Source organism: Pseudomonas sp. Z003-0.4C(8344-21), assembly GCF_900104975.1.
Classification (GTDB): domain Bacteria; phylum Pseudomonadota; class Gammaproteobacteria; order Pseudomonadales; family Pseudomonadaceae; genus Aquipseudomonas; species Aquipseudomonas granadensis.
In genome coordinates, this window is record NZ_LT629756.1 from 2,146,129 (window position 1) to 2,165,963 (window position 19,835).

Consider the following 19,835-nt stretch of genomic DNA (forward strand, 5'->3'; position numbering starts at 1 on the left):
GCCTCTCGCCCTATTCAGGAACGCGTTGTGCTGACAGCCGAAGGATCACTGCCTTACGGAAAATGATCAGACGAATTCTATTTTTGAGTTGTGGATCCGTTCAGCGACCTGTCCATGCGCTTGGTAAACGCAATGATCTTTCATTGCAAAGCTTGGTGGCCCAGTCAGATTCCTGGGTTTTAATTTGATGGCTCAACCAGAAGCGCTTAGCTCACTCATCTCGCGAGATTCAGGCATAACCAACACACCGCTGCGTGCCCATCTATGTGCGGATGTTGGTTAAAGAGCGAATGCCCGTGGTTACACACCGTTGCCCGTAATTACAAAGGTCGAAGCGTGACTTCACCGGACGCTTACGTTTCACACGCAATATAGGCTAGCGTTCCTTAAGCGACTCGTAGCGACTGGGCTAGACGCACCACCGCTGCTAATCGTTCAAGCCCTTCGCTCAGTCGCGCAGGTGTAATAAAGCTGAAGTTCAGCCGCAGGTGCCCCAGATTCTTATCCGGTTCGGGGAAGAACGGCTCTCCTGGCATGAAAGCCACGTCAACCGCCAATGCAGCCTTGAGTAATATCCGAGTATCTAGCGGCTGCTTGAGCGTCAACCAGAAAAACAGCCCGCCTTGCGGTAGGTTCCAATCCGCGAGATCGGAAAAGTGCGTTTCCAGTGCAAGCTGAAATACATCCCGACGCAAACGATAGAAGTCCTGCAATTCAACAATGTGCTGCTGAAATTTTTCGGTGCCTATCCATTGCTGCGCTTGCCATTGACCTACCCGACTAGTGTGCAAGTCTGCCGATTGCTTTAGCCTCAGCAAATGCGGGAACAAATCTGGACTGGCAATCAGGTAGCCGACCCGCAAGCCTGGCAGCAATGTTTTCGAGACGGTACCCGTGTAAATCCAGCTGGCTTTTTTCAATCGGCTGACAATTGGCGTGGCGATGCCGCCATCGTAGGTCAGTTCACGGTACGGCTCGTCCTCGATAAGGGTTACGCCGAACTCATCTAGCAAGGCTCCCACAGCTTCGCGTTTGGCTTCGCTGTATCGCACAGCGGATGGATTCTGAAAGGTCGGGATCAGGTATATAAACGCCGGGTGATGTTTTTCGAGGCGCTCACGCAATTGCGCTAAGTCCGGGCCGTCGGCCTCCAGCGGAACAGTGATGCAGTCAGCTCCAAACAGTTGAAAAATCTGCAGCGCTGCCAAGTAGGTGGTGCTTCCAGCAGGATCTCAGTGCCTTTGTCGATGTAAAGTTTTGCGGCGAGGTCGAGGGTTTGCTGAGATCCGCTGACCACGAGCACCTCACTTGACTCGCACGGCACACCCAGTGCACGCGCCTCTGCAGCCAAGGCTTCACGAAGCGCTGGCTCGCCTTCGCTCATGCCGTATTGGCCCATGGACAGGGGCATCTGCTCCACTCTACTTTAGGCAGCATGGCTTCGGCTGGTAGGCCGCCTGCGAATGACATCACTTCAGGGCGCTGTGCAGCAGCAAAGATTTCGCGGATCAAGGAGCCTTTTAGGCGCGAGATACGTTCGGAAAAAGCCATCGATATTACCCGTATGAGGTAGGGGAGAATGATTCGAAACTAATTGACTAAAATTAAGATGCCGCAACGTATAAGTTGCCCGTTGTTACTGAGTTGGACGCTTCACGCTGATGAAGGGGGCCAAAGGTTCGTTCGTGAAACGTTCACTGAGTAGTCATTCAGACGCAGATGGCGTCCTCCAGCCCAATAGGGCTCTGAATTGAAACGGTTATGCCTAGAGTGCGACGGGAAAGGAAGCGCCCAGAACCGTCATCCGAATGTTCAGGCCGGGGTGCACTTCGAAGCTGTTATGTAACCTAGTGATATAACGCGTATGGCGCCTGCCTTCCTGAGTAACCCGAGCATTGGGTATATACGCTTTAGTGGCAGCCATCCTTAGAAGTCGTCTGACGCCGTTTCCGACCTTCCGTAAATCGAAAATGGTGTCTGGGTCATTGGAACCTTAAAACTCACTGCTCAGCTGACCGTTGCTTAACATCGTGCGTTTTCTTCATTCGACGATCCAATGATGTGTGACGACAAAATATGGGGGAGCAAGTAAGGCTTCTGCTAGTACTTAGCCCCCCGGTTGTTGCTGTGCACGCCCATCACATTGGATGGGCATAGCATCTGATGTGTTTACAAGATTGGTTCCAATCGGCACTTGGAGTCGAATGCCGTATGTACACATCTGTCGTAAAGGTCGGTCAGGACTCCGAGGCACAGATCCCTGACCGCTCACCTCATACACCCGCTACTTTTCAGGTTTGTGGATCGGGAGCGTTGGGTGTTTTGGCTTGTTTTCGGGGTTCACATGACGCCGTCGGTCTTCGTTTCCATCATCACGCTTTGGTTTAGGGCCCGGCTTTATGTGAGTTGACATGCTTTTCTCGATATCTAAATGGTTGATTTCAGTAGAGCAGTCAGCGGCTAATGCCAGATGCCGATTTTGCCGCACAATGATTGCTGGACTCGCCAGGATGGAGCCAGTATCAGTTGAAATATTTTTATGCATGGCAGTTGTAAAAGCAGAGCGACCGATGAGTTGGAATTTTTCAGCGAGACGGGCTATTTCATGTCCTTTTGAGGGCAGCCTGCCAACAACCGTCCCGGCGTCCAGGACATGTTTTTCCCTTGCGCCCGACATCAGTGGCGCAATTGAGCTCGAACTCGCTGATAGTCAATCTTGATTCAACAAGTAAAATTCACTTGTTAAGTGTCGATGAGCCGTCCTCGAAGAGCTCAACCGACGCAATGGCGTTAGTCATGTCGACCATAAGAAAGCCGCCAACAAGTACTCGAACACCTTGGATGCCTATATTTCTCCCGATTTAGAAAAAGTCAGCGAGGGCTGTTCGAGGAAATTACAATTTGCAGTAGGCGAAATTTTGCGAGCGCAGCGTCGAGCACTCTCACACGATGCGTGGTGTGCAACCCGAGAGATCTGGATGTATTGCGAAGACAGGAAGGCTGGTCGTGAGAAGGGCTTCGACAATATCTACGATGGCGGAGAACTTCCCGTTTCGCCACGGTGCCAGATCAAGTCTGCGCTTCGAAGACTCGTGAGGTTATTATCGGTGGGAGCATGGAATTTTGCTGTTAAGAGATCTGTAATAGGATCTAGAAATTGCAACCCCGATCGTCGAAGGGCAGACACCTGATTAGTCCTTTACACCCAACCAGCCGTCTACCGCCGAGCAATGCTGTGGTGATAGACGGCCTTCGAGTTCATCCTACAGAAGCTCGTCTGGGCGTGAGGACATCAATGATGAAGTGGTCATGCTCTATCATTGATAGAGGCAGGCAGCAATCTTCATATTTCCGGAGACTCCTCCTGCATGGGCACGGAAAAGATGGTGAGTGAACCCCGGTATGTTTTGCAACAGGTACGCCAAGCTTTGAAACACTGAACCAGTGTCGAGCTGTTGTGACTACCTGAAGGCCGGCTCTAAGCAGGGAGTAGTCATAGTGATCACCATCATGCCTGAATGGAACGGCTGCCTTGACGACCGGATTTGCTACTAAATCGTATGTGATGAGTTCGAAATCCTCAACGACATCTTGGCAAAATTCCCCAGCATAAAGCTTGCCCCTACGATGCTTGCAACTCTGAAGGACTGATCTGGGGCTCTCGCAGATTGAGCAGCTCATCTTCTTGATAATTTCGCGGCTGCTGGAAAATACTTTATAGGGGTACAGCATTTGCCAGCTGTTGACCGCGTTCGTTAGGAAGGCTTGTCCGTAATCTCGCTCGACATGCTCATGATTGCCGCGAACGTTGGCTAATAGGATTTCTAAATTCTCAAGCTTGCACCATGCGGGATAAAAGCTTTCAGACTTTAGGAGATTAAAAATTTCCTCGTGGAGTAGATGACATTTTAGAAGTGTTGAGTAAACCCAAATTTTGTTCTTGATCACGCCATCATCTGTCGTTGCCTTCAAGGTTTCCAAGGATGACAGGTGGCGCTCATCTTGTAGCCCTACGTACCACCACTGCTTGAGTAAGGTATCGAGCTCCAAAAGCAGATCCGCACCGTTCATTTCTTATTGAGCTCCTTTACTACCTTCAAAACGTCTTTGGGCTTGCCTGACACTGAGTACTTCTTCTTACGTTTGCCTTTACCCTTGATGACGTTTACACGTAGCTCAATATCCTCGGAATTATGTTGGCTGATTTTCGTTTCGATGAATGCGCCTAGAACAGTCACGAACAAAGGCACCCCTACATCCGTCAAAAGGTAGGTACCAATGTCAAGAATGATGCTGTTGACCTGCGAGTAATGGACGTTCTGCGCGTCGCCGCAAACACCAATCACGACTTGATCTGATTCGTTGTCTCGCAGCAGCGCCATGAACTCGATTGCGTCGGCACCAATTACCGCAGCAGGGGTTTGGGGGGTGGTCTCTGGGATCACCAGAGCGATACCTCCTTCTTCGCCAAGCTTGTCGATATAGATCGATGCAGCGCTCTGCTCCGCTACATATTCCTCATAAAGCTTTGCTGCAGAACTCATAGAAATAATTCCTCAAATTATTAGGTGTGGGTGACCTAGCTCCGCTTCAGATCTGCTGGAAGCCTGTATCTGGAGCTACCTAGGTTCAGAAAACCTAAAAGGATGAACCTGGGGGTAGGAGGTAGTGGCTACACGATATCACTGAGCTGGTTGGTTTACATACGTGCATTTTTTGCAGTAGTTCTCTGCAGCTGGTTGGAGGTTTGGCAATCATGGGGGGCGGTTTTAAGAAAGACTCAGTCTCATAGATATTTACGTGGTCACACTCCGTTTTTCGCACAATCTGCTTGCGCCGAGTACCGAGCTTCCCGCCCGATAAGGCTTGATACTGTAGTCATCGAGATTGTTACCACTGAACTAGAAGACCAGCCGACGGAGCGATGAAGCCCATCGGTGCGAAACCGAAACATGCGGATACGATAGCTGTTAGCACCTGGGATTCTAAAAATTCACTGCCGTTCGCCTTGCATCATGGCAAAGATCGCAACAGCCTGGCTGCTCACGTTCCTGAGAAGGGGACGCTGCTACCACTATCCGCCAAAAGTTGATCGCGGATAGACTTGCCGCAACTTCCGCTTTTAGTAGGTATCTAATCGATGGCTCGCGATGATTTTACTGCCAGCGTTGTAAGGAAATTGAGGGACAGGGTCGCGCATCGGTGTTCGAAGCCAAACTGCAGAGTGCCGACTTCGGCTCCTCAAGATGAAGATGGCGTCACAAATGTTGGCAAAGCTGCCCATATTTGTGCCGCATCCCCTGGTGGGCCTCGCTATGATTCAGGCATGACCAGTAACGAGCGAAAGGCATTTTCCAACGGTATCTGGCTATGCGCGATTCATGCAGATGAGATCGATCGGGACGTAAACACCCACACCGTGGAGCTGCTCAAAGGTTGGAAAAGGCAGGCCGAGGCCGCTACGAAAACCGAGCTTGGGCGTCAGCTACCTAAAGTTACCGCCGCGACCGACCTGTTAGCCATGACGTTAAGCGGGATGCCGAAGAAATTTGTTCCAAATGCAATACATCAAGTCCATACGGCTTCAGCAAATGTATTGGCGGCGGCCGACCCTCGTTTCGATGTGATAAGCAGATACGATCCGTTGTATGGGACAGCTTTTCAGGTCAATGCCAAGGAAAACGTTCAGATCTTCATGAAGGTCGGTGGAGATGATGCCCAGATCGCGGCAACCGGTTACGCGGCCCTTTTTGAGAACGGACATGCGTTCGAGCTCGATGTGAAGAATATCGAATTTCAAGGATCTGCGTTATTCGAGATGATTAAGGAACTGGTCAGTGGAAATGAAGGCAGGGTAAGTTTTTTTCGTGCATCCACTGCGGTAGTCATAAAAATGTCTGCAACGGATCCAGTGACTGGCAAAAAGATTAACTTGGACGACATCCCAGGATCGATAACCTCAGGCACCCAATCGTACTGCCTCCGAGGCGTATCGATGAAAGGAATGATAAGTTTGACTGCCGACGCGAGTCATAATGGGGGAAACTCCAAATTTAATTTTAATATCAATACAGAAAGCTGGAATGGACGCGAGGTTTCTCAGCTTCCTTGGTTTAACAAGATAGCGACGTTCGTCGAAGCGATTCTAGAGAAGTGGGAGATAGATTTAGGTGTGGAGATCGACGGAGAGCTAAGCTCTGGCATGATGCTGAACCTTATCCCGGAACACCTCCTGCCGCTTTCGTATGCGCTTGCATATGTACACATGGCCAGAGAGCTGTCTGGCTTTCTGAAGGAGCCAATATTTTTTGATGGACGATTCCGTCTGACTGACGAATCCAACGATGAACTAGCAGATAGTGTAAAGATGATAGAGGGTAATTATCTTGACTTGAATACAATCACCTTCCCCATCATCGGCAGATGTGTCGTCGATGGCCCGGATATTGGTAGTTTGATCGGACGTCAGTATGAGTTCGATAGCTTTGAGGCGGTAGAACGTAAACAGATTGAAATTTTTGGTCAGCGCCTCCAGCTGCCTCCGATACGCAGGGTTGTGAAGAACGGCGCAATGGAACTGTTCAGCTGCGAGGAGGGGCAGGGAGTGGTTCGAATACATCACCGGCCCGGTATTTCGGTTTTTAGCCGCTATGTAATAGACAATAACTGATTTGCTGTAATCCCGTGACGGGTGGTGCCATGCTGCGGAAGTGACGAGGCATCAGGAGTTACGCTTTGTTCTGTTCGCATAAACACCTGCAGCAAGGCTGCTGAGAAAACCATTCATTGACTTCGACATCCCAGCCAAGCTCGCAAAACTCAAGGGTGGCCCTGTAATTTTGATTTACGTTGTAATCCGGGTTTTTTGCTGCGTCCTGCCACTCTTTACAAATAACCCCCCCCCGCAATGTACATCCGTTCTTTCCAATCGAACGTTGACAGCATATGCATTGGTGCGCACGCAGGAAAACCAAGCTTCAGGTGGAGTGCGCTGTAGGATTTGACTAATGCCGGCATAAATATTGGGTCGTACTCATTTGCCGCGTCAAGCTCTCGATATAGCAATCCAACATGTTGGAACACACTTTGCTTTGCGCTCTCCTGTTTCTTTTTGCTGCGAAAAGAGTTGAGGAGCAGAGTGCCTTCTGGCGATCGAGTTACTGTGAAGCGGATTTTCGAGTCGGACATTGAAGTTCTATTTATTTTATGGTCACGATGGAGCAAGCGCGGGTGCAACTGTGAGTGATTGGGTTTCTAGTTTGTTCAGTTATGCTTTATTGCTGTGTCAGCTTTGCGTTCATCCTTCAGTATTTTTAACTTGATATCAAAGCCCTTCGGTTTTTATTGATCTATGTGGTCGTAGTCTTATGCGGTAGTAAATATTCAGCTCATTGGCGGCTAGCGGGGTTTTATTTGAAAATAAATGATTATGTAGTGGGGACGGTTGCCGAGTGAAAGTCTCCATCGACATACTAAAAAGGAGAGCTGAGCCACAAAAGAGGATAGCGTTATGGAAAGCAGAGATATTGATCAACTGAATATTGATTTGCTTAGGACATTTGGATGGCAGGTGGAGATTGCCGAGCAGGATGAGTCGCTCGGGGTCTCTGGCAAGTACTTGAAGCTTTTTCGGGTTGCCAGGCCTGGCCAACCTGATTGCAAAAAATCTTACGTAGGCCCAATGCCTATCGATATTCCCGACTTCGCTATCCATAACGCCGGCTGGCTCTGCCGCGATTACTATCTCTTAGGCTACAAACAAGGGCGCCGTGATGAAGGCCGATTCAGGCGCAAAAAACGACTCCGTCATCGGTAAGGATTGAGGTTGCCAACTGATGCTACGGCTGGCAGGATTTTGGATCCATCCTGTTGGAGTGGCAGATGTTCAAGGCATTTCACCCGTTTGAGCCGAAATCTATTCATATCCGCGACTACATCCACTTGCTCCGCTCTACGCCCTCCCTTGGCGATGCGCGTTGCCCTGCTTGTGAGCAGCCATTAGCGGTTAAGGGGGATCTTGATCCCAACCCAGCCGTGAAGACTCATTTTGCGCACCGGCGAGATCCAGAGTCGCCCGTGTGTCCTATTAAAAGTGAAGGCGCCATCCGGTATCAGGTACTTACCGAGACCTTGCCGGACACTGAAATTGCCGCAGCTCTGCGCGCGCGTTTCTTCGAGAACTGGACGTACCATTGGCATCAGTTCAAAAAATATGTTCGCACCGTCGATGCCAAGGATTTTGCTGAGGCCCTACGGGAGGTGGATACAAGAGGTGTCTGGAAATACCGAGATATCGAGGAGCATGAGGTGATCATTGCCATGCTTGCCACCAGAGACTTCAAGCCCGTTAAGTCGTATCGGTCGCGTTGGGTACGATTTTGGTTCCAGAGCGAAGTGGAAAATCTTCAGGAGTTCTGGAATCTGGGCGACGGTCAAAAGGTCATGATTCGAGCCGAGTATGATCTTTCGGCGAGAGCCACGAAGATCCGTGAAGACAGATTCGAGGATTTCAGTTTGCTGGAGGTCAATTCCAGTTATCTAGAAAATGAGGCGTATGCCGAGGTACCCAGGATAGTTCAAACCATCATGTCGGAGCGTTTCCCTCGATTGATCGACCCTCCTGTTTGACGAGATCGGTATCACGGGAAAGTGGGGCGAGTCTCCCCCGGTGGTTGGTTGGATTCTCTCCACCTCTGAGTGCGTTACCTCGGCGGGCGTCAATCACCTCGCCTGTCTGACCTATGTTTGCTCGGCATCAGCGGATGCGGTAGGCGTGTGTTGTCTTGCATTTGCTTGAGGCGTTGCTTGGCTTGAGTCATGGTCGATGCGGCGCGACCTAATTTCTACTTTAGATAAAATTTGAGTAAGGGATCGCAGTGACGGTATCAATTCCATGGGCGCTAGCAGGAGCCGCAGCGGCCTGGGTCTGGCGCAAAATAGAGAAAGCGCTATTTTACAAAACATACCTTTTGTCTCATCGAAGGTGGTCGAACAAGCATAGCTTGGGAGCGTTCTGGGAGCCCTTGGGGGAAAACCTGGAGTACTCGTTGCGTATTGCCCAATCCACCGATCCTGAGCAGCAGCAATCCAAAGTTGCATTTCGATCGACTCGGCGTCGGATCGAACGCTTCCAGGCGGTGTTTGAAGCAGAAGGAATGGGGCGTAAATATCAGGAGAACGTTACGATCCACGGGGTGGACGCGACCCCTATTGTTTGCGCCTTGAGCAGCCTGCCTGTTTGCGAGCCCGTAGGAATTGTCGGACTAGCAATGAAATATTCACTTGAGACAGTCCGGTTCTACTCATGCGTTGCGACCCTGGAAGGAGACCGGGTCGAGCAGATCTCAAGCCCATTGAGGCAATCGCTCACTCAGACTTGGGCGGAGAATTCGCACTGGAAAGAGCGATGGGGCATTTGGTGGAGCCTGGACTCCATAATGCTTGCTCAGCAAGAGCTGCAGATTTTCTGGCGCTGGCTTGGAACCTATTCCCACTTCGGGCTTTATTCACCAAGCGCGCCATCCTCTCGGCCTAAGGTAATCTCACGCTTTATAGGCTGGTGGTGGCGACCAATTGCCAAGGCTGTTGGCTCGTTGATGGGGATGCGCTGGCTGGTTGTTTTACAATTTTGGTCGGCCGTATGGTCGGGGCTGTTCGTGATCGATTCCGATGATCGTTTGAGCTGGCGTTGGTCTCAGCGTGCGAAAACACATGCGAAGAGCAATGGATGAAAATTAGATTTGTGATCGTTTCTGGGATTTATCCCGGGCGACACACCTATCGATTTTGGGGGCATCGACGAGCCGGATGGGTGACCTGAGAAAAATACTTTGCTAAAAGACGAAACATTTTTCGGTCAAGATAGTATGTTTTTTTAGTATGGGTACTATTCCGAAGTGCTCGGATTTAAAGGGCTGCGCCGTAGATAGTATGTTTAGTGCGGTGCTTGGGTGTACTCGGCGTTTTCCGACCGATCACCTTGCGCCGCCGCCTCACTGACCGCTTGCGTCACTTGGGGGCGGCGCACATGCCACAACTCATGGAATTCGGCGCGCATCCGCGCTTCACCTTCTGGGGTGATCAGCGCGGTGCCGGCGGTGCGGGGAGGGCGATAACGGCTCATGGCAACTTCTTGTGATTGAGACCGCCGGAGTCTATCAACCCTCGCGCAACACTGTCAGTGGGCTGGCGTTCAATGCGCGACGCGTGCCGAACACACCGGCACCGCCGATCAGCACTGCGCCTATCAATGGCAGCACCAGCAACCACGGATGCGGGTGCCACGGCAGGTCGAAGGCAAAGCGATACAGCACCAGGCTCACCACTTCCGAACCGATGGCGGCGAGCAAACCGCTCACCGCACCGAGCAAGCCGAATTCGATGCGCCGCGCCTTGATCAGCAATTGCCGCTCGGCCCCCAGCGCCCGCAACAGTGCCCCTTGGCGAATGCGTTCATCCAGTGTCGCCTGCAAGCCGGAAAACAACACCGCCATCCCCGCCGCGAGAACGAACAACAACACGTATTCCACCGCCAGAGTGACCTGGGCGAGGATGCTGCGCAGTTGCTCAAGCAACGCCTCGACCTGAAGAATGGTGACCGCCGGGAAGGTCCGCGACAGTTCGACGATCTGCTGATCATGACCGGGCGCCAGATAGAAGCTGGTCAGGTACGTCGCCGGCAGATCCTTCAAGGTGCCGGGCTGGAAGATCATGAAGAAGTTCGGCTGGAAGTTGTCCCAGTTGATCTCGCGCAGGCTGGTCACTCGCGCTTCACGGTTGACCCCGCCGACGCTGAACACCATGTGATCGCCGAGTTTGAGTTTGAGACTTTCGGCGACTTTGCCTTCGACCGATACACCCGGCACGTCGTCGTCTGGCTGATCCTTCCACCATTCACCGGCGGTGAGCTTGTTGCCGGCCGGCAAATCCGCCGCCCAGGTCAGGCTCAAATCCCGTTGAATCGCGCGATCCCCCGCCGAATCCTTGCTGACGATTTGTTGTACCGCCTCGCCATTGATGCTGATCAATCGCCCCGGCACAACCGGATAGAGTGGCGCGGCTTGCGCGGACACTTTGATCAGGTGATCGGTAAAGGCTTGTTTGTCGCCCGGCAGAATATTCAGTGCGAAATAGTTTGGCGCGTTTTTCGGCAACTGGTTCTGCCAGGTATCGAGCAGTTCGCCGCGCAGCAGGGCGATCAGGGCCATCGACAGCAAAATCAGACCGAATGCCAGTGACTGACCCGCCGCTGCCAAAGGATGACGCAGCAATTGGCCAAGGCCCAGGCGCCACGGCAACGAGGCACGGGCGAGCATCCGTCGCAGGCTTTGCAGCAGCAACAGCAGCAAGCCACCCAAGACCAGCGCCGCCACCACGCCACCGCCGAGCAGGGCGAACGTCAGCAACAGATCCAGGCTCAGCCGCCACATGATCAGGCCCAGTGCGCCCAACGCGGCGCCGTAGACCATCCAGGTGCTCGACGGAATCGGCAGCATGTCGCGGCGCAACACCCGCAGCGGTGGTACGCGACCCAATGCGGCCAGCGGCGGCAGGGCAAACCCGGCCAATGCCACCAGCCCGGTGCCGATCCCGGCAAGCGCCGGAAACAGCCCGCCCGGTGGTACATCGGTCGGCAGCAAATCATGCAGCAATGCGAACAGGCCCAGTTGCGCCAGCCAACCCAGCAGCGCACCGCTGAGGGCGGCGAGCAGGCCGAGGACCGTCAGTTGAATACTGAACAACAGCATGGTTTCGCGCCGCGACAGACCGAGACAGCGCAGCAGCGCGCTGGCATCGAAACGGCGACTGGCGAAACGATTGGCCGACAGCGCCACCGCCACCCCGGCCAGCAACACCGCGACCAGACTGGCCATGTTCAGATAACGCTCGGCTTTGCCCAGGGCGCCGCCGATCTGCCGGTTGCCGTCGCGGGCATCCTGAATCCGCTGATTGGCGGCGAGCCCGGGTTTGATCAGTTGCCGATAGGTTTCCAGCGCCTGCGGTTCACCGCGCCACAGTTCGCGGTAATTGACTCGGCTGCCCGGTTGCACCACACCGGTAGCGGCGAGGTCGTCGAGGTTGATCATCACTCGCGGCGTCAGGCTGTAAAAGTTGCCGGCGCGATCCGGCTCGTAGGTCAGCACCCGCGCCAGCTTCAGGGATTTCATGCCGACGTCGATGCTGTCGCCGATTTTCAGATCCAGTGCGGTCAGCAGGCGTGCCTCGACCCAGGCTTCGCCGGGTTGCGGTTCGCCGCCCACTTCTTCGGGCGCGAAGGGTGCGGCAGCGCTTTTCAGTTCGCCGCGCAACGGATAGGCGCGGTCGACGGCCTTGATACTCGACAACTGAATGCCGTTGTCGGTCGCGACAACACTGGAGAACTCCACCACCTGCGCATGCTGCAGGCGCAGTTCGGTGCCGCTCCTGATCTGTTCTTCGCGGGCCGGTGAGCTGCCCTCCAGCACCAGATCGGCGCCTAGAAATTCGGTGGCGCGCAGGGTCATGGCGCCATTCAGGCGGGCACCGAAGTAGCCGATGGCGGTACTTGCCGCCACGGCCACTACCAACGCAAAAAACAACACACGCAACTCGCCTGCGCGTGCATCGCGCAACAGTTGGCGTATCGCGAGACTGCACAGACGTAACAGCGGCAGGCGCACCATCAAGGCTCCAGAGGGGCGACCAGTCGCCCGGCTTCAAGACGGATCAGGCGCCGGCAACGATGGGCCAGGCGTTCGTCGTGGGTCACCAGCACCAGGGTCGTGCCGCGTTCCTTGTTCAGCTCGAACAGCAGATCGCTGATGCGCTCGCCGGTGTGGCTGTCAAGATTGCCGGTCGGTTCGTCGGCGAACAGCACGTCGGGTTCGGCGGCGAAGGCGCGGGCGATGGCTACGCGTTGCTGCTCACCACCTGAGAGCTGGCGCGGCGAGTGGGTCAGGCGCTGGCCGAGACCGACACGCTCAAGCAATTGCGTCGCGCGCTCGCGGGCATCTTTGCGGCCGTCGAGCTCCAGCGGCAGCATGACGTTTTCCAGCGCATCGAGGCTGTCGAGCAATTGAAACGACTGGAAGACGAAGCCCACGTGCTCGGCACGAATGCGCGCGCGCTGATCTTCGTCGAGATTGCTCAGGCCTTGCCCGGCGAGCACCACTTCGCCGCTGCTCGGCAGATCGAGACCGGCCAGCAGGCCGAGGAGGGTGGATTTGCCGGAACCTGAGGCGCCGACGATGGCCAGGCTGTCGCCCTTGTTCAGTTCCAGGCTAAGTTCGTGCAGGATAGTCAGTTCACCTTCCGCGCTGGCTACCACTTTGCTGAGGTCCTTCGCGGTGAGAATGCTTGCGCCCATGGAGAATCCGATGCGAGTGTGGTTTTTGAGTGCTGGCCTGGCCTTGATGTGCATGGCCCAGAACGCAGCGGCGGGTACGGTCCTGATCGTTGGCGATAGTATCAGCGCCGGTTTCGGACTGGATACCCGCCTGGGGTGGGTGTCGTTGCTCGAACAACGGCTCAAACAGGAGGGTTTCGACGACAAAGTGGTCAATGCCTCCATCAGCGGCGACACCAGCGCCGGCGGCCAGGCGCGGCTGCCGGCGCTGCTTGTAGAGCATAAGCCGGCGCTGGTGATCCTCGAGCTGGGTGGCAATGACGGCCTGCGCGGAATGCCGCCAATGCAATTGCAACAAAATCTTGCCTCGATGATCGACAGCTCGCGCCAGGTGGGTGCCAAGGTGCTGTTGCTCGGCATGCAATTGCCGCCCAATTACGGCAAGCGTTACACCGATGCGTTTGCCGAGGTCTACGGCAAGCTCGCCGAGGAGAAAAACATTCCGCTGGTACCGTTTTTCCTCGAAGGCGTCGGCGGCCATCCGGACTTGATGCAGGCCGACGGTCTGCACCCGGCAGCCGGGGCCCAAGGCAAGTTGCTGGAAAATGTCTGGCCGACGCTAAAACCGCTGTTATGAGGCTTTTCTAGCGGCAGGCTTTCGGCTAATGTGGCGCCCCCTTATTCGGAGGCCCCGATGCCGCGTCCTGCCTGGTCCCTGTTCGCCTACCAACTGATCGAGCCTGACGAACAGCTGGATCTGTTCGCCTGCCAGGAAGTGCGGGTGCATCTGGTGACCCGTCAGCTCGAACTCGGCGGTTCAGCCGATCGCACGTTGTGCGGCAGTCTGTTGCCGGCGCAACCGCGCTGGTCGAGCGTGGATCGCCGGGTGTTCCAGGATCAGCGCCTGTGTTCGCTGTGCCGGGCCATTCTGGAATCGCAGAAGCGCGGCACCTCGCCGATCTGGCCGGAGCTGCGTTTCGAGCTCTGAGCGCTGAAAATCAAAACGAGCGAGCGTCGGCAGCTGACATTTTCGTTGCTGACACGGCTTTCGCCAGCAGGCTCGCTTCCACCCTGAACGCACCCTGTCGCCTATAGCGGCGCTACCTCCCCGAATTCCCGTGCCGCGGTGTACAATCGCGCGCTTATACCCTTGATGATCATGCGAAGGATTTTCCGGATGTTGCCGCGCTTTCCTGCCGTCACCCGCTGCCTGTCACTTGCCGCCCTGTGTGTGGCCGGTCCCGTTGCTGCATTGGAGCTTCCCCTGCCACCGCCCGGCGAAGACATCGTCGGCCAGGTGCAGGTGATCAAGGCCAAGTACGAAGATACGTTTGCCGATCTGGGCACCACCTACGATCTGGGCTATTCGGAAATGGTCGCGGCCAACCCGGGCATCGACGCCTGGCTGCCGGGCGCCGGCACCGAGATCGTTCTGCCTACACGTTTCATCCTGCCGCCGGGTCCGCGCGAAGGCATCGTTATCAACCTTGCCGAATACCGTCTCTATTACTACCCGAAAGGTCGCGACGTGGTTTACACGTTCCCGCTGGGTATCGGCCGGGAAGGCTGGGGCTCGCCGATCGCGCATACTTCAATCATTGCCAAGACGCCGAATCCGACCTGGACGCCGCCGGCTTCGATCAAGGCCGAGCACGCTGCTGATGGTGATCCGCTGCCCAACGTAGTGCCGGCCGGCCCGGACAACCCGCTGGGGCCGTTCAAGTTCACCCTCGGCACGCCGGGTTATCTGATTCACGGTTCCAACAAGAAATTCGGTATCGGCATGCGCACCAGCCACGGCTGCTTCCGCATGTTCAACAACAACGTGCTGGAAATGGCTGGCATGGTGCCGGTCGGTACGTCGGTACGGATCATCAACGACCCGTACAAATTCGGCCGCAGTGGCGGCAAGGTCTATCTGGAGGCGCACACGCCACTGGACGACAAGGGCAACCCGTCGGTGGTCGACAAGCACACCGCGGTGATCAACGCGATGCTCAAGCGTGAAGACATCACCAGCAACCTGCGCATGGACTGGGATGTGGTGCGTGACGTAGTCGCGGCAGAAGATGGCCTGCCAGTGGAGATCGCTACGCCGACCAACGCCCCGGCGCCGATGGTTACCAGCACACCGATCGACCTGCAATAAGCTCTGCTCGGCAACCCGCCGATGCGTACCGCATCGGCGGGTTTTTATTGCCCGGACAAAAGCAGCGGGCACAAAAAAGCCGACCCAAAAAATGGGTCGGCTCGATAACAATCCCGAGGGATTATTACTTGCGGCTAGCTTTTTCCAGCATGCGCAGAGCACGCTCGTTAGCTTCGTCAGCAGTCTGTTGTGCTTTTTGAGCAGCAGCCAGAGCTTCATCAGCTTTACGGTAAGCTTCGTCTGCACGAGCCTGGGAGCGAGCAGCTGCGTCTTCAGTAGCGGTCAGACGTGCTTCGGTTTCTTTCGATGCGCTGCTGCAACCGGTAGCCAGAACTGCGGCCAGAGCCAGAGCAGAGAATTTCAGAACGTTGTTCATCGTGTTCCCCTTCAAGGACTTTCAAATTAAGTAGCTGTCTCCTCACGATTGAGGAAATAGCCGGCGTACATACTACCCATTACTTGTAGTAAGTAAACTGACGTAGCGCAAGAAGCAAAAAAAATTGTAGGCGTTGATTCTTTTTCGAGCAACTTTTAACTGCGCTGTATAAAAAACATCCAGCTACAAGCCCCGCCCCGAGCGACTTGATCGCGAAAAGTTCCCTGCCCGTGATGCTCTTTTCGCGTCTTCGGCTAAAGTCTGTCTAAATGAATTCGTCCATACTTTTGTTCCGTTTCTGTGAGCCGCTTGGCGTATCTTTTTGATGTTCAGGTGACTTTATAAAAGGTTGCACGTCTCAAGTCTCAACAACCGGCAATGTTCAGCTGAGCGGCCCGCGAAGATCTTCTTCCGAGACTGTCCTGCGTCCTCCGGGAGCCACCCCGCGCAACGCGCTCAATGACGAGCGCATCTTGAGCATTCCCACCAATGGTGCCTACTATTTATCAGGTGTCAGGGTGCGCGAGATCGGTGTGGCTCTTCTCGGTGTCCGTCAGGCACGGGGTGGCGTAGATGTTCCTTCGCCGGGAAAACATCGGTAAGGTAGGGGTCACAATCCAAGACCCGCGAGGAGTAGTGATGAGCGAGGCGTTGTCCATCCACCATGACCAGGCTGGTCATCAGTTCGAGACCAATGTGGACGGTCATCGTGCCTACCTGACCTATATGGATCTGGGGAAACAGACCCTGGATATCTACCGCACGTTCGTGCCCAACGCCCTGCGTGGCCGTGGCATTGCTGCCGCGCTGACCGAAAGTGCGTTGAAGTACGCTGAAGAAATGGGCTACACGGTGATCCCGTCGTGCTCGTACGTCGAGCGCTACATGGAACGTCACCAGCGCCGCGCCGCGAAGATCTGAATCGCACACACAAAAACGCCGGGCAATGCCCGGCGTTTTTTTATGCCTGCAAAACGTCGATCAGGTGCGCTGACGTTTCGGCAACACGTCCTTGAGCTTGGCGTGCATGCTGCGCAGGGTAGTCTCGGTGGCGGACCAATCGATGCACGCGTCGGTGATCGACACGCCGTATTGCAGATCGGCGAGGTCTTTCGGGATCGCCTGGCAGCCCCAGTTCAGATGGCTCTCGACCATCAGACCGATGATCGACTGGTTGCCTTCGAGGATCTGGTTGGCGACGTTTTCCATCACCAGCGGTTGCAGGGCCGGGTCCTTGTTGGAGTTGGCGTGGCTGCAATCGACCATGATGTTCGGCTTGATCTTCGCCTTGTTCAGCGCCTGCTCGCACAGGGCGACGCTGACCGAATCGTAGTTCGGCTTGCCGTTACCACCGCGCAGCACCACGTGACCGTAGGCGTTGCCTTTGGTGGTGACGATCGACACGCCGCCTTCCTGGTTGATACCGAGGAAGCGGTGCGGGCTCGACACTGACTGCAAGGCGTTGATCGCCACGGTCAGGCCGCCATCGGTGCCGTTCTTGAAACCGACGGCCGAAGACAGGCCGGAAGCCATTTCCCGGTGGGTCTGCGATTCGGTGGTACGAGCACCGATCGCCGACCAGCTGATCAGGTCCTGCAAGTACTGCGGCGAGATCGGGTCGAGGGCTTCGGTGGCGGTCGGCAGGCCTTTCTCGGCCAGGTCGAGCAGCAACTGGCGCCCGATGTGCAGACCGTCCTGGATCTTGAACGAGTCATCCAGATAGGGATCGTTGATCAGGCCTTTCCAGCCAACAGTGGTGCGCGGCTTCTCGAAGTACACGCGCATGACCAGGTACAGGGTGTCGGATACTTCTTGGGCCAGCACCTTGAGGCGATCGGCGTATTCGTGGGCGGCCTTGATGTCGTGAATCGAGCACGGGCCGATCACGACGAACAGACGGTGGTCGGTGCCGTCAAGAATGTTGCGAATGACTTCGCGGCCCTTGGTGACGGTGCGCAGGGCGGCGTCGCTCAGAGGGATATCACGCTTGAGCTGATCGGGAGTGATCAGGGTCTCGTTAGAGGCGACGTTCAGGTCGTTGATCGGTAAATCAGCCATCGTTTACTCGTCAGGTCACGGGTGCCGGCCGCCAGCGATCCCCGCGCGGCGGGGCACAGCAGATTTAGCGCGTCGGGGGAGCCGAACCTTAGCGCGTCGGACGCTGCTCGACAATGGGCAAACGGCGCTTTAGTCCAATGTCGGCGGCATAAAAGCCTTGCGCACGGTGTCGTGGGAGAACTCGTCGGCGTGCTGCTCGACCCATTGCAGGGCCAGCGCCTGAATATCCTGCAGATCGTCGTGGCTGTTTTTCATCCGGTAGAAGCGCTCGATCTGACACACCTGCTCACCCATTCGCGCACTGAACAGCGTCTGCTCATCGGTGAAGGCTATGCCCAGCAGATAACCTTTCTTGCGCCGCAGACACCACGCCACATAGCCCGGGTAACACAGCTCGGCATTCACGCTTGGCATCCGCACCTGCAATGCGGTGCCATGGCGCCAGGCGCGGTGGTAATTGCAAGCGATGCCGCCGAGGCTGATAGTGTGCAGCTGTTGTCTGGAAATGCATTCAGGCTTGAGCAACGTCAATTCAACCGGCACTTCGTCCGGATGAGGAATGAAACGTCCCATGAGCACAGACTCCCTGTGTCGGCCATCTGACATTGTTTCCCCCAGTATAGTGGTCGAATCCGAACTGACCGATTTCGACGCCGACCAGCGCCTGTTGGCGATGAGCGGCGTTTCCCTGGTGATGTTCACCAGTGTCGGTTGCGCCAGTTGCCGCTATGCCCGCGAAGTGTTGCCGGGGCTGCCACTGGCAGTGGACCGGCTGTGCTGGATCGATGCCGGCGACAACGGCGGACTGGTCGAGCGTTATCAGGTGTTTCATTTGCCGGCACTCTTTGTGGTGCGCGACGGCGAGTTCTTTGGCGCGTTGCACACGCGCCTGACTGCCGATGCGCTCAACGCCGCACTGGCGCAGGCGCTGAATCGAACTGCAGAGGAGTTGCCGTGATGGGGGCAGTAAAAAAAACCGTGGTGGGGATTATCGGCACCGGGGCGATTGGTGGTTTTTATGGGGTGATGCTGGCGCGCGCCGGTTTCGATGTGCACTTTCTATTGCGCAGCGAGTTTTCGGCCGTGGCCGAACGCGGCTTGCAGGTCAACAGCGCCGTGCATGGCCCGCTGACGCTAAACCCGGCGCAGGCCTACTGCGCGGCCGCCGACATGCCCAAATGCGACTGGCTGCTGGTCGGCGCCAAAACCACCAGCAACGCCGACCTGGCGCCGGCGATTATCGAGGCGGCCAAGCCCGACGCAAAAGTGCTGTTGCTGCAGAACGGCCTCGACGTCGAAGACAGCTTGCGCCCATTGCTTCCCGATTCCCTGCATCTGCTGGGCGGCTTGTGCCTGATCTGCGTCCATCGCGAAGGCCCCGGCGTGATTACTCATCAAGCCTTGGGCGCGGTGAACATCGGTTATCACAGCGGCCCGGCCATCGATCAGGTGACACGCATGGCGATGGTCGAGGAGGGCGCCGGGCTGTTCCGTTCTGCCGGGATCGATTCCCAGGCGATGCCCAATCTGCATCAGGCGCGCTGGCAGAAACTGGTGTGGAACATTCCCTACAACGGGCTCTCGGTGTTGCTCGTCGCCGGTACCAGCGCGCTGATGGCCGATGCCGACAGCCGCGCGTTGATCCAGACGCTGATGGCCGAAGTGGTGCAGGGCGCCAAGTCCTGCGGCCACGACGTGCCGCCGGGCTACGCTGATTACCTGTTTATGATGACCGAGAAAATGCCCGACTACTGGCCGAGCATGTATCACGACTTTTTGCACAAGCGGCCGCTGGAGCTGGAAGCGATCTATGCTCGGCCATTGGCAGCCGCGAAAGCGGCAGGCTGCGAACTTCCACGCATCGAATCGCTGTACCGCACTTTAGGATTTATCGACCGACGCAACCTCTAACCGGTCGCTCTGGGGGA

At 55.7% G+C, this 19,835-nt stretch carries 18 protein-coding genes and 2 pseudogenes; 10 read left to right on the top strand and 10 right to left on the bottom strand.

Annotation, left to right across the window (positions count from 1 at the left end; translation table 11 throughout):
- Nucleotides 1–386: 386 nt before the first annotated feature.
- From BLU24_RS09895 to BLU24_RS09910, 4 genes and pseudogenes are all read right to left on the bottom strand, one after another.
- A pseudogene (locus BLU24_RS09895) lies at nucleotides 387–1,551 on the bottom strand (aminotransferase-like domain-containing protein).
- 733 nt (nucleotides 1,552–2,284) lie between these two features.
- Nucleotides 2,285–2,677 (bottom strand): hypothetical protein, encoded by a 393-nt coding sequence (locus BLU24_RS09900; RefSeq protein ID WP_093099659.1) that lies wholly within the window; start codon nucleotides 2,675–2,677, stop codon nucleotides 2,285–2,287.
- A gap of 581 nt (nucleotides 2,678–3,258) precedes the next feature.
- A complete protein-coding gene (locus BLU24_RS09905) occupies nucleotides 3,259–4,071 on the bottom strand; it encodes a hypothetical protein (RefSeq protein ID WP_093099661.1) in 813 nt (270 codons plus the stop codon).
- Nucleotides 4,068–4,544: a hypothetical protein gene (locus tag BLU24_RS09910; protein ID WP_093099663.1), complete on the bottom strand. Its 477-nt coding sequence runs from the start codon at nucleotides 4,542–4,544 to the stop codon at nucleotides 4,068–4,070. The genes BLU24_RS09905 and BLU24_RS09910 overlap by 4 nt, the downstream gene beginning before the upstream one ends.
- A 782-nt stretch (nucleotides 4,545–5,326) precedes the next feature.
- Here BLU24_RS09910 and BLU24_RS09915 point away from each other — a divergent pair.
- The 4 genes from BLU24_RS09915 to BLU24_RS09935 all read left to right on the top strand — a co-directional run bounded on the left by BLU24_RS09915 (nucleotide 5,327) and on the right by BLU24_RS09935 (nucleotide 9,731).
- On the top strand, nucleotides 5,327–6,670 hold the full coding sequence (locus BLU24_RS09915; RefSeq protein WP_093099665.1) for a hypothetical protein: 1,344 nt from the start codon (nucleotides 5,327–5,329) through the stop codon (nucleotides 6,668–6,670).
- 840 nt (nucleotides 6,671–7,510) lie between these two features.
- Nucleotides 7,511–7,816, top strand: a complete 306-nt coding sequence (locus BLU24_RS09925) for a hypothetical protein (protein WP_093099669.1) — start codon at nucleotides 7,511–7,513, stop codon at nucleotides 7,814–7,816.
- A gap of 65 nt (nucleotides 7,817–7,881) precedes the next feature.
- The gene (locus BLU24_RS09930) at nucleotides 7,882–8,628 is read left to right on the top strand and encodes a hypothetical protein (protein WP_093099671.1); all 747 of its coding nucleotides are present in this window, start codon (nucleotides 7,882–7,884) and stop codon (nucleotides 8,626–8,628) included.
- Nucleotides 8,629–9,047: 419 nt separating this feature from the next.
- Nucleotides 9,048–9,731 (top strand): hypothetical protein, encoded by a 684-nt coding sequence (locus BLU24_RS09935; RefSeq protein ID WP_157720831.1) that lies wholly within the window; start codon nucleotides 9,048–9,050, stop codon nucleotides 9,729–9,731.
- A gap of 221 nt (nucleotides 9,732–9,952) precedes the next feature.
- Here the strand turns inward: BLU24_RS09935 and BLU24_RS09940 are convergent.
- The 3 genes and pseudogenes from BLU24_RS09940 to BLU24_RS09950 all read right to left on the bottom strand — a co-directional run.
- Nucleotides 9,953–10,123: pseudogene (locus tag BLU24_RS09940) on the bottom strand (transcription elongation factor GreB); the annotation flags it as partial.
- Between the two features lie 34 nt (nucleotides 10,124–10,157).
- Nucleotides 10,158–12,662, bottom strand: coding sequence for an ABC transporter permease (locus tag BLU24_RS09945; RefSeq protein ID WP_093099676.1), 2,505 nt, complete (start codon nucleotides 12,660–12,662; stop codon nucleotides 10,158–10,160).
- On the bottom strand, nucleotides 12,662–13,345 hold the full coding sequence (locus tag BLU24_RS09950) for an ABC transporter ATP-binding protein (RefSeq protein WP_093099678.1): 684 nt from the start codon (nucleotides 13,343–13,345) through the stop codon (nucleotides 12,662–12,664). Before BLU24_RS09950 ends, BLU24_RS09945 begins: the two co-directional genes overlap by 1 nt.
- Before the next feature lie 10 nt (nucleotides 13,346–13,355).
- On the opposite strand from BLU24_RS09950, the gene BLU24_RS09955 reads away from it, so the two are divergent.
- From BLU24_RS09955 to BLU24_RS09965, 3 genes are all read left to right on the top strand, one after another.
- Nucleotides 13,356–13,961, top strand: coding sequence for an arylesterase (locus tag BLU24_RS09955; protein WP_172833254.1), 606 nt, complete (start codon nucleotides 13,356–13,358; stop codon nucleotides 13,959–13,961).
- Nucleotides 13,962–14,018: 57 nt separating this feature from the next.
- On the top strand, nucleotides 14,019–14,312 hold the full coding sequence (locus BLU24_RS09960; RefSeq protein WP_003226812.1) for a hypothetical protein: 294 nt from the start codon (nucleotides 14,019–14,021) through the stop codon (nucleotides 14,310–14,312).
- Between the two features lie 189 nt (nucleotides 14,313–14,501).
- Nucleotides 14,502–15,473, top strand: coding sequence for a L,D-transpeptidase family protein (locus BLU24_RS09965; RefSeq protein ID WP_090284982.1), 972 nt, complete (start codon nucleotides 14,502–14,504; stop codon nucleotides 15,471–15,473).
- A 124-nt stretch (nucleotides 15,474–15,597) separates the two neighbouring features.
- Here BLU24_RS09965 and oprI read toward each other — a convergent pair whose 3' ends face one another.
- Entirely contained in the window at nucleotides 15,598–15,849 is a 252-nt protein-coding gene (gene oprI / locus BLU24_RS09970) for an outer membrane lipoprotei OprI (protein WP_003183784.1), read from the bottom strand.
- Between the two features lie 639 nt (nucleotides 15,850–16,488).
- Between oprI and BLU24_RS09975 the strand changes: the two genes are divergently transcribed.
- On the top strand, nucleotides 16,489–16,770 hold the full coding sequence (locus BLU24_RS09975) for a GNAT family N-acetyltransferase (RefSeq protein WP_090284980.1): 282 nt from the start codon (nucleotides 16,489–16,491) through the stop codon (nucleotides 16,768–16,770).
- A gap of 60 nt (nucleotides 16,771–16,830) precedes the next feature.
- Here BLU24_RS09975 and BLU24_RS09980 read toward each other — a convergent pair whose 3' ends face one another.
- Both BLU24_RS09980 and BLU24_RS09985 read right to left on the bottom strand, forming a co-directional pair.
- Entirely contained in the window at nucleotides 16,831–17,907 is a 1,077-nt protein-coding gene (locus tag BLU24_RS09980) for a 3-deoxy-7-phosphoheptulonate synthase (protein WP_093099682.1), read from the bottom strand.
- 129 nt (nucleotides 17,908–18,036) lie between these two features.
- Nucleotides 18,037–18,480, bottom strand: coding sequence for a PilZ domain-containing protein (locus tag BLU24_RS09985; RefSeq protein WP_093099685.1), 444 nt, complete (start codon nucleotides 18,478–18,480; stop codon nucleotides 18,037–18,039).
- Here BLU24_RS09985 and BLU24_RS09990 point away from each other — a divergent pair.
- Nucleotides 18,479–18,865 (top strand): thioredoxin family protein, encoded by a 387-nt coding sequence (locus tag BLU24_RS09990; protein ID WP_093099687.1) that lies wholly within the window; start codon nucleotides 18,479–18,481, stop codon nucleotides 18,863–18,865. The genes BLU24_RS09985 and BLU24_RS09990 overlap by 2 nt on opposite strands.
- A complete protein-coding gene (locus BLU24_RS09995; RefSeq protein ID WP_093099689.1) occupies nucleotides 18,865–19,818 on the top strand; it encodes a putative 2-dehydropantoate 2-reductase in 954 nt (317 codons plus the stop codon). The genes BLU24_RS09990 and BLU24_RS09995 overlap by 1 nt, the downstream gene beginning before the upstream one ends.
- Nucleotides 19,819–19,835 lie beyond the last annotated feature (17 nt).

Excerpts from the sequence above, each read along its gene's own strand:
- BLU24_RS09910 (WP_093099663.1), bottom strand. The coding sequence starts at position 4,544 with ATGAGTTCTGCAGCAAAGCTTTATGAGGAATATGTAGCGGAGCAGAGC.
- BLU24_RS09980 (WP_093099682.1), bottom strand. The coding sequence starts at position 17,907 with ATGGCTGATTTACCGATCAACGACCTGAACGTCGCCTCTAACGAGACC.
- BLU24_RS09945 (WP_093099676.1), bottom strand. The coding sequence starts at position 12,662 with ATGGTGCGCCTGCCGCTGTTACGTCTGTGCAGTCTCGCGATACGCCAA.
- oprI (WP_003183784.1), bottom strand. The coding sequence starts at position 15,849 with ATGAACAACGTTCTGAAATTCTCTGCTCTGGCTCTGGCCGCAGTTCTG.
- BLU24_RS09995 (WP_093099689.1), top strand. The coding sequence starts at position 18,865 with ATGGGGGCAGTAAAAAAAACCGTGGTGGGGATTATCGGCACCGGGGCG.
- BLU24_RS09975 (WP_090284980.1), top strand. The coding sequence starts at position 16,489 with ATGAGCGAGGCGTTGTCCATCCACCATGACCAGGCTGGTCATCAGTTC.
- BLU24_RS09930 (WP_093099671.1), top strand. The coding sequence starts at position 7,882 with ATGTTCAAGGCATTTCACCCGTTTGAGCCGAAATCTATTCATATCCGC.
- BLU24_RS09985 (WP_093099685.1), bottom strand. The coding sequence starts at position 18,480 with ATGGGACGTTTCATTCCTCATCCGGACGAAGTGCCGGTTGAATTGACG.
- BLU24_RS09960 (WP_003226812.1), top strand. The coding sequence starts at position 14,019 with ATGCCGCGTCCTGCCTGGTCCCTGTTCGCCTACCAACTGATCGAGCCT.
- BLU24_RS09955 (WP_172833254.1), top strand. The coding sequence starts at position 13,356 with ATGCGAGTGTGGTTTTTGAGTGCTGGCCTGGCCTTGATGTGCATGGCC.
- BLU24_RS09925 (WP_093099669.1), top strand. The coding sequence starts at position 7,511 with ATGGAAAGCAGAGATATTGATCAACTGAATATTGATTTGCTTAGGACA.
- BLU24_RS09950 (WP_093099678.1), bottom strand. The coding sequence starts at position 13,345 with ATGGGCGCAAGCATTCTCACCGCGAAGGACCTCAGCAAAGTGGTAGCC.
- BLU24_RS09965 (WP_090284982.1), top strand. The coding sequence starts at position 14,502 with ATGTTGCCGCGCTTTCCTGCCGTCACCCGCTGCCTGTCACTTGCCGCC.
- BLU24_RS09990 (WP_093099687.1), top strand. The coding sequence starts at position 18,479 with ATGAGCACAGACTCCCTGTGTCGGCCATCTGACATTGTTTCCCCCAGT.
- BLU24_RS09915 (WP_093099665.1), top strand. The coding sequence starts at position 5,327 with ATGACCAGTAACGAGCGAAAGGCATTTTCCAACGGTATCTGGCTATGC.
- BLU24_RS09900 (WP_093099659.1), bottom strand. The coding sequence starts at position 2,677 with ATGTCGGGCGCAAGGGAAAAACATGTCCTGGACGCCGGGACGGTTGTT.
- BLU24_RS09905 (WP_093099661.1), bottom strand. The coding sequence starts at position 4,071 with ATGAACGGTGCGGATCTGCTTTTGGAGCTCGATACCTTACTCAAGCAG.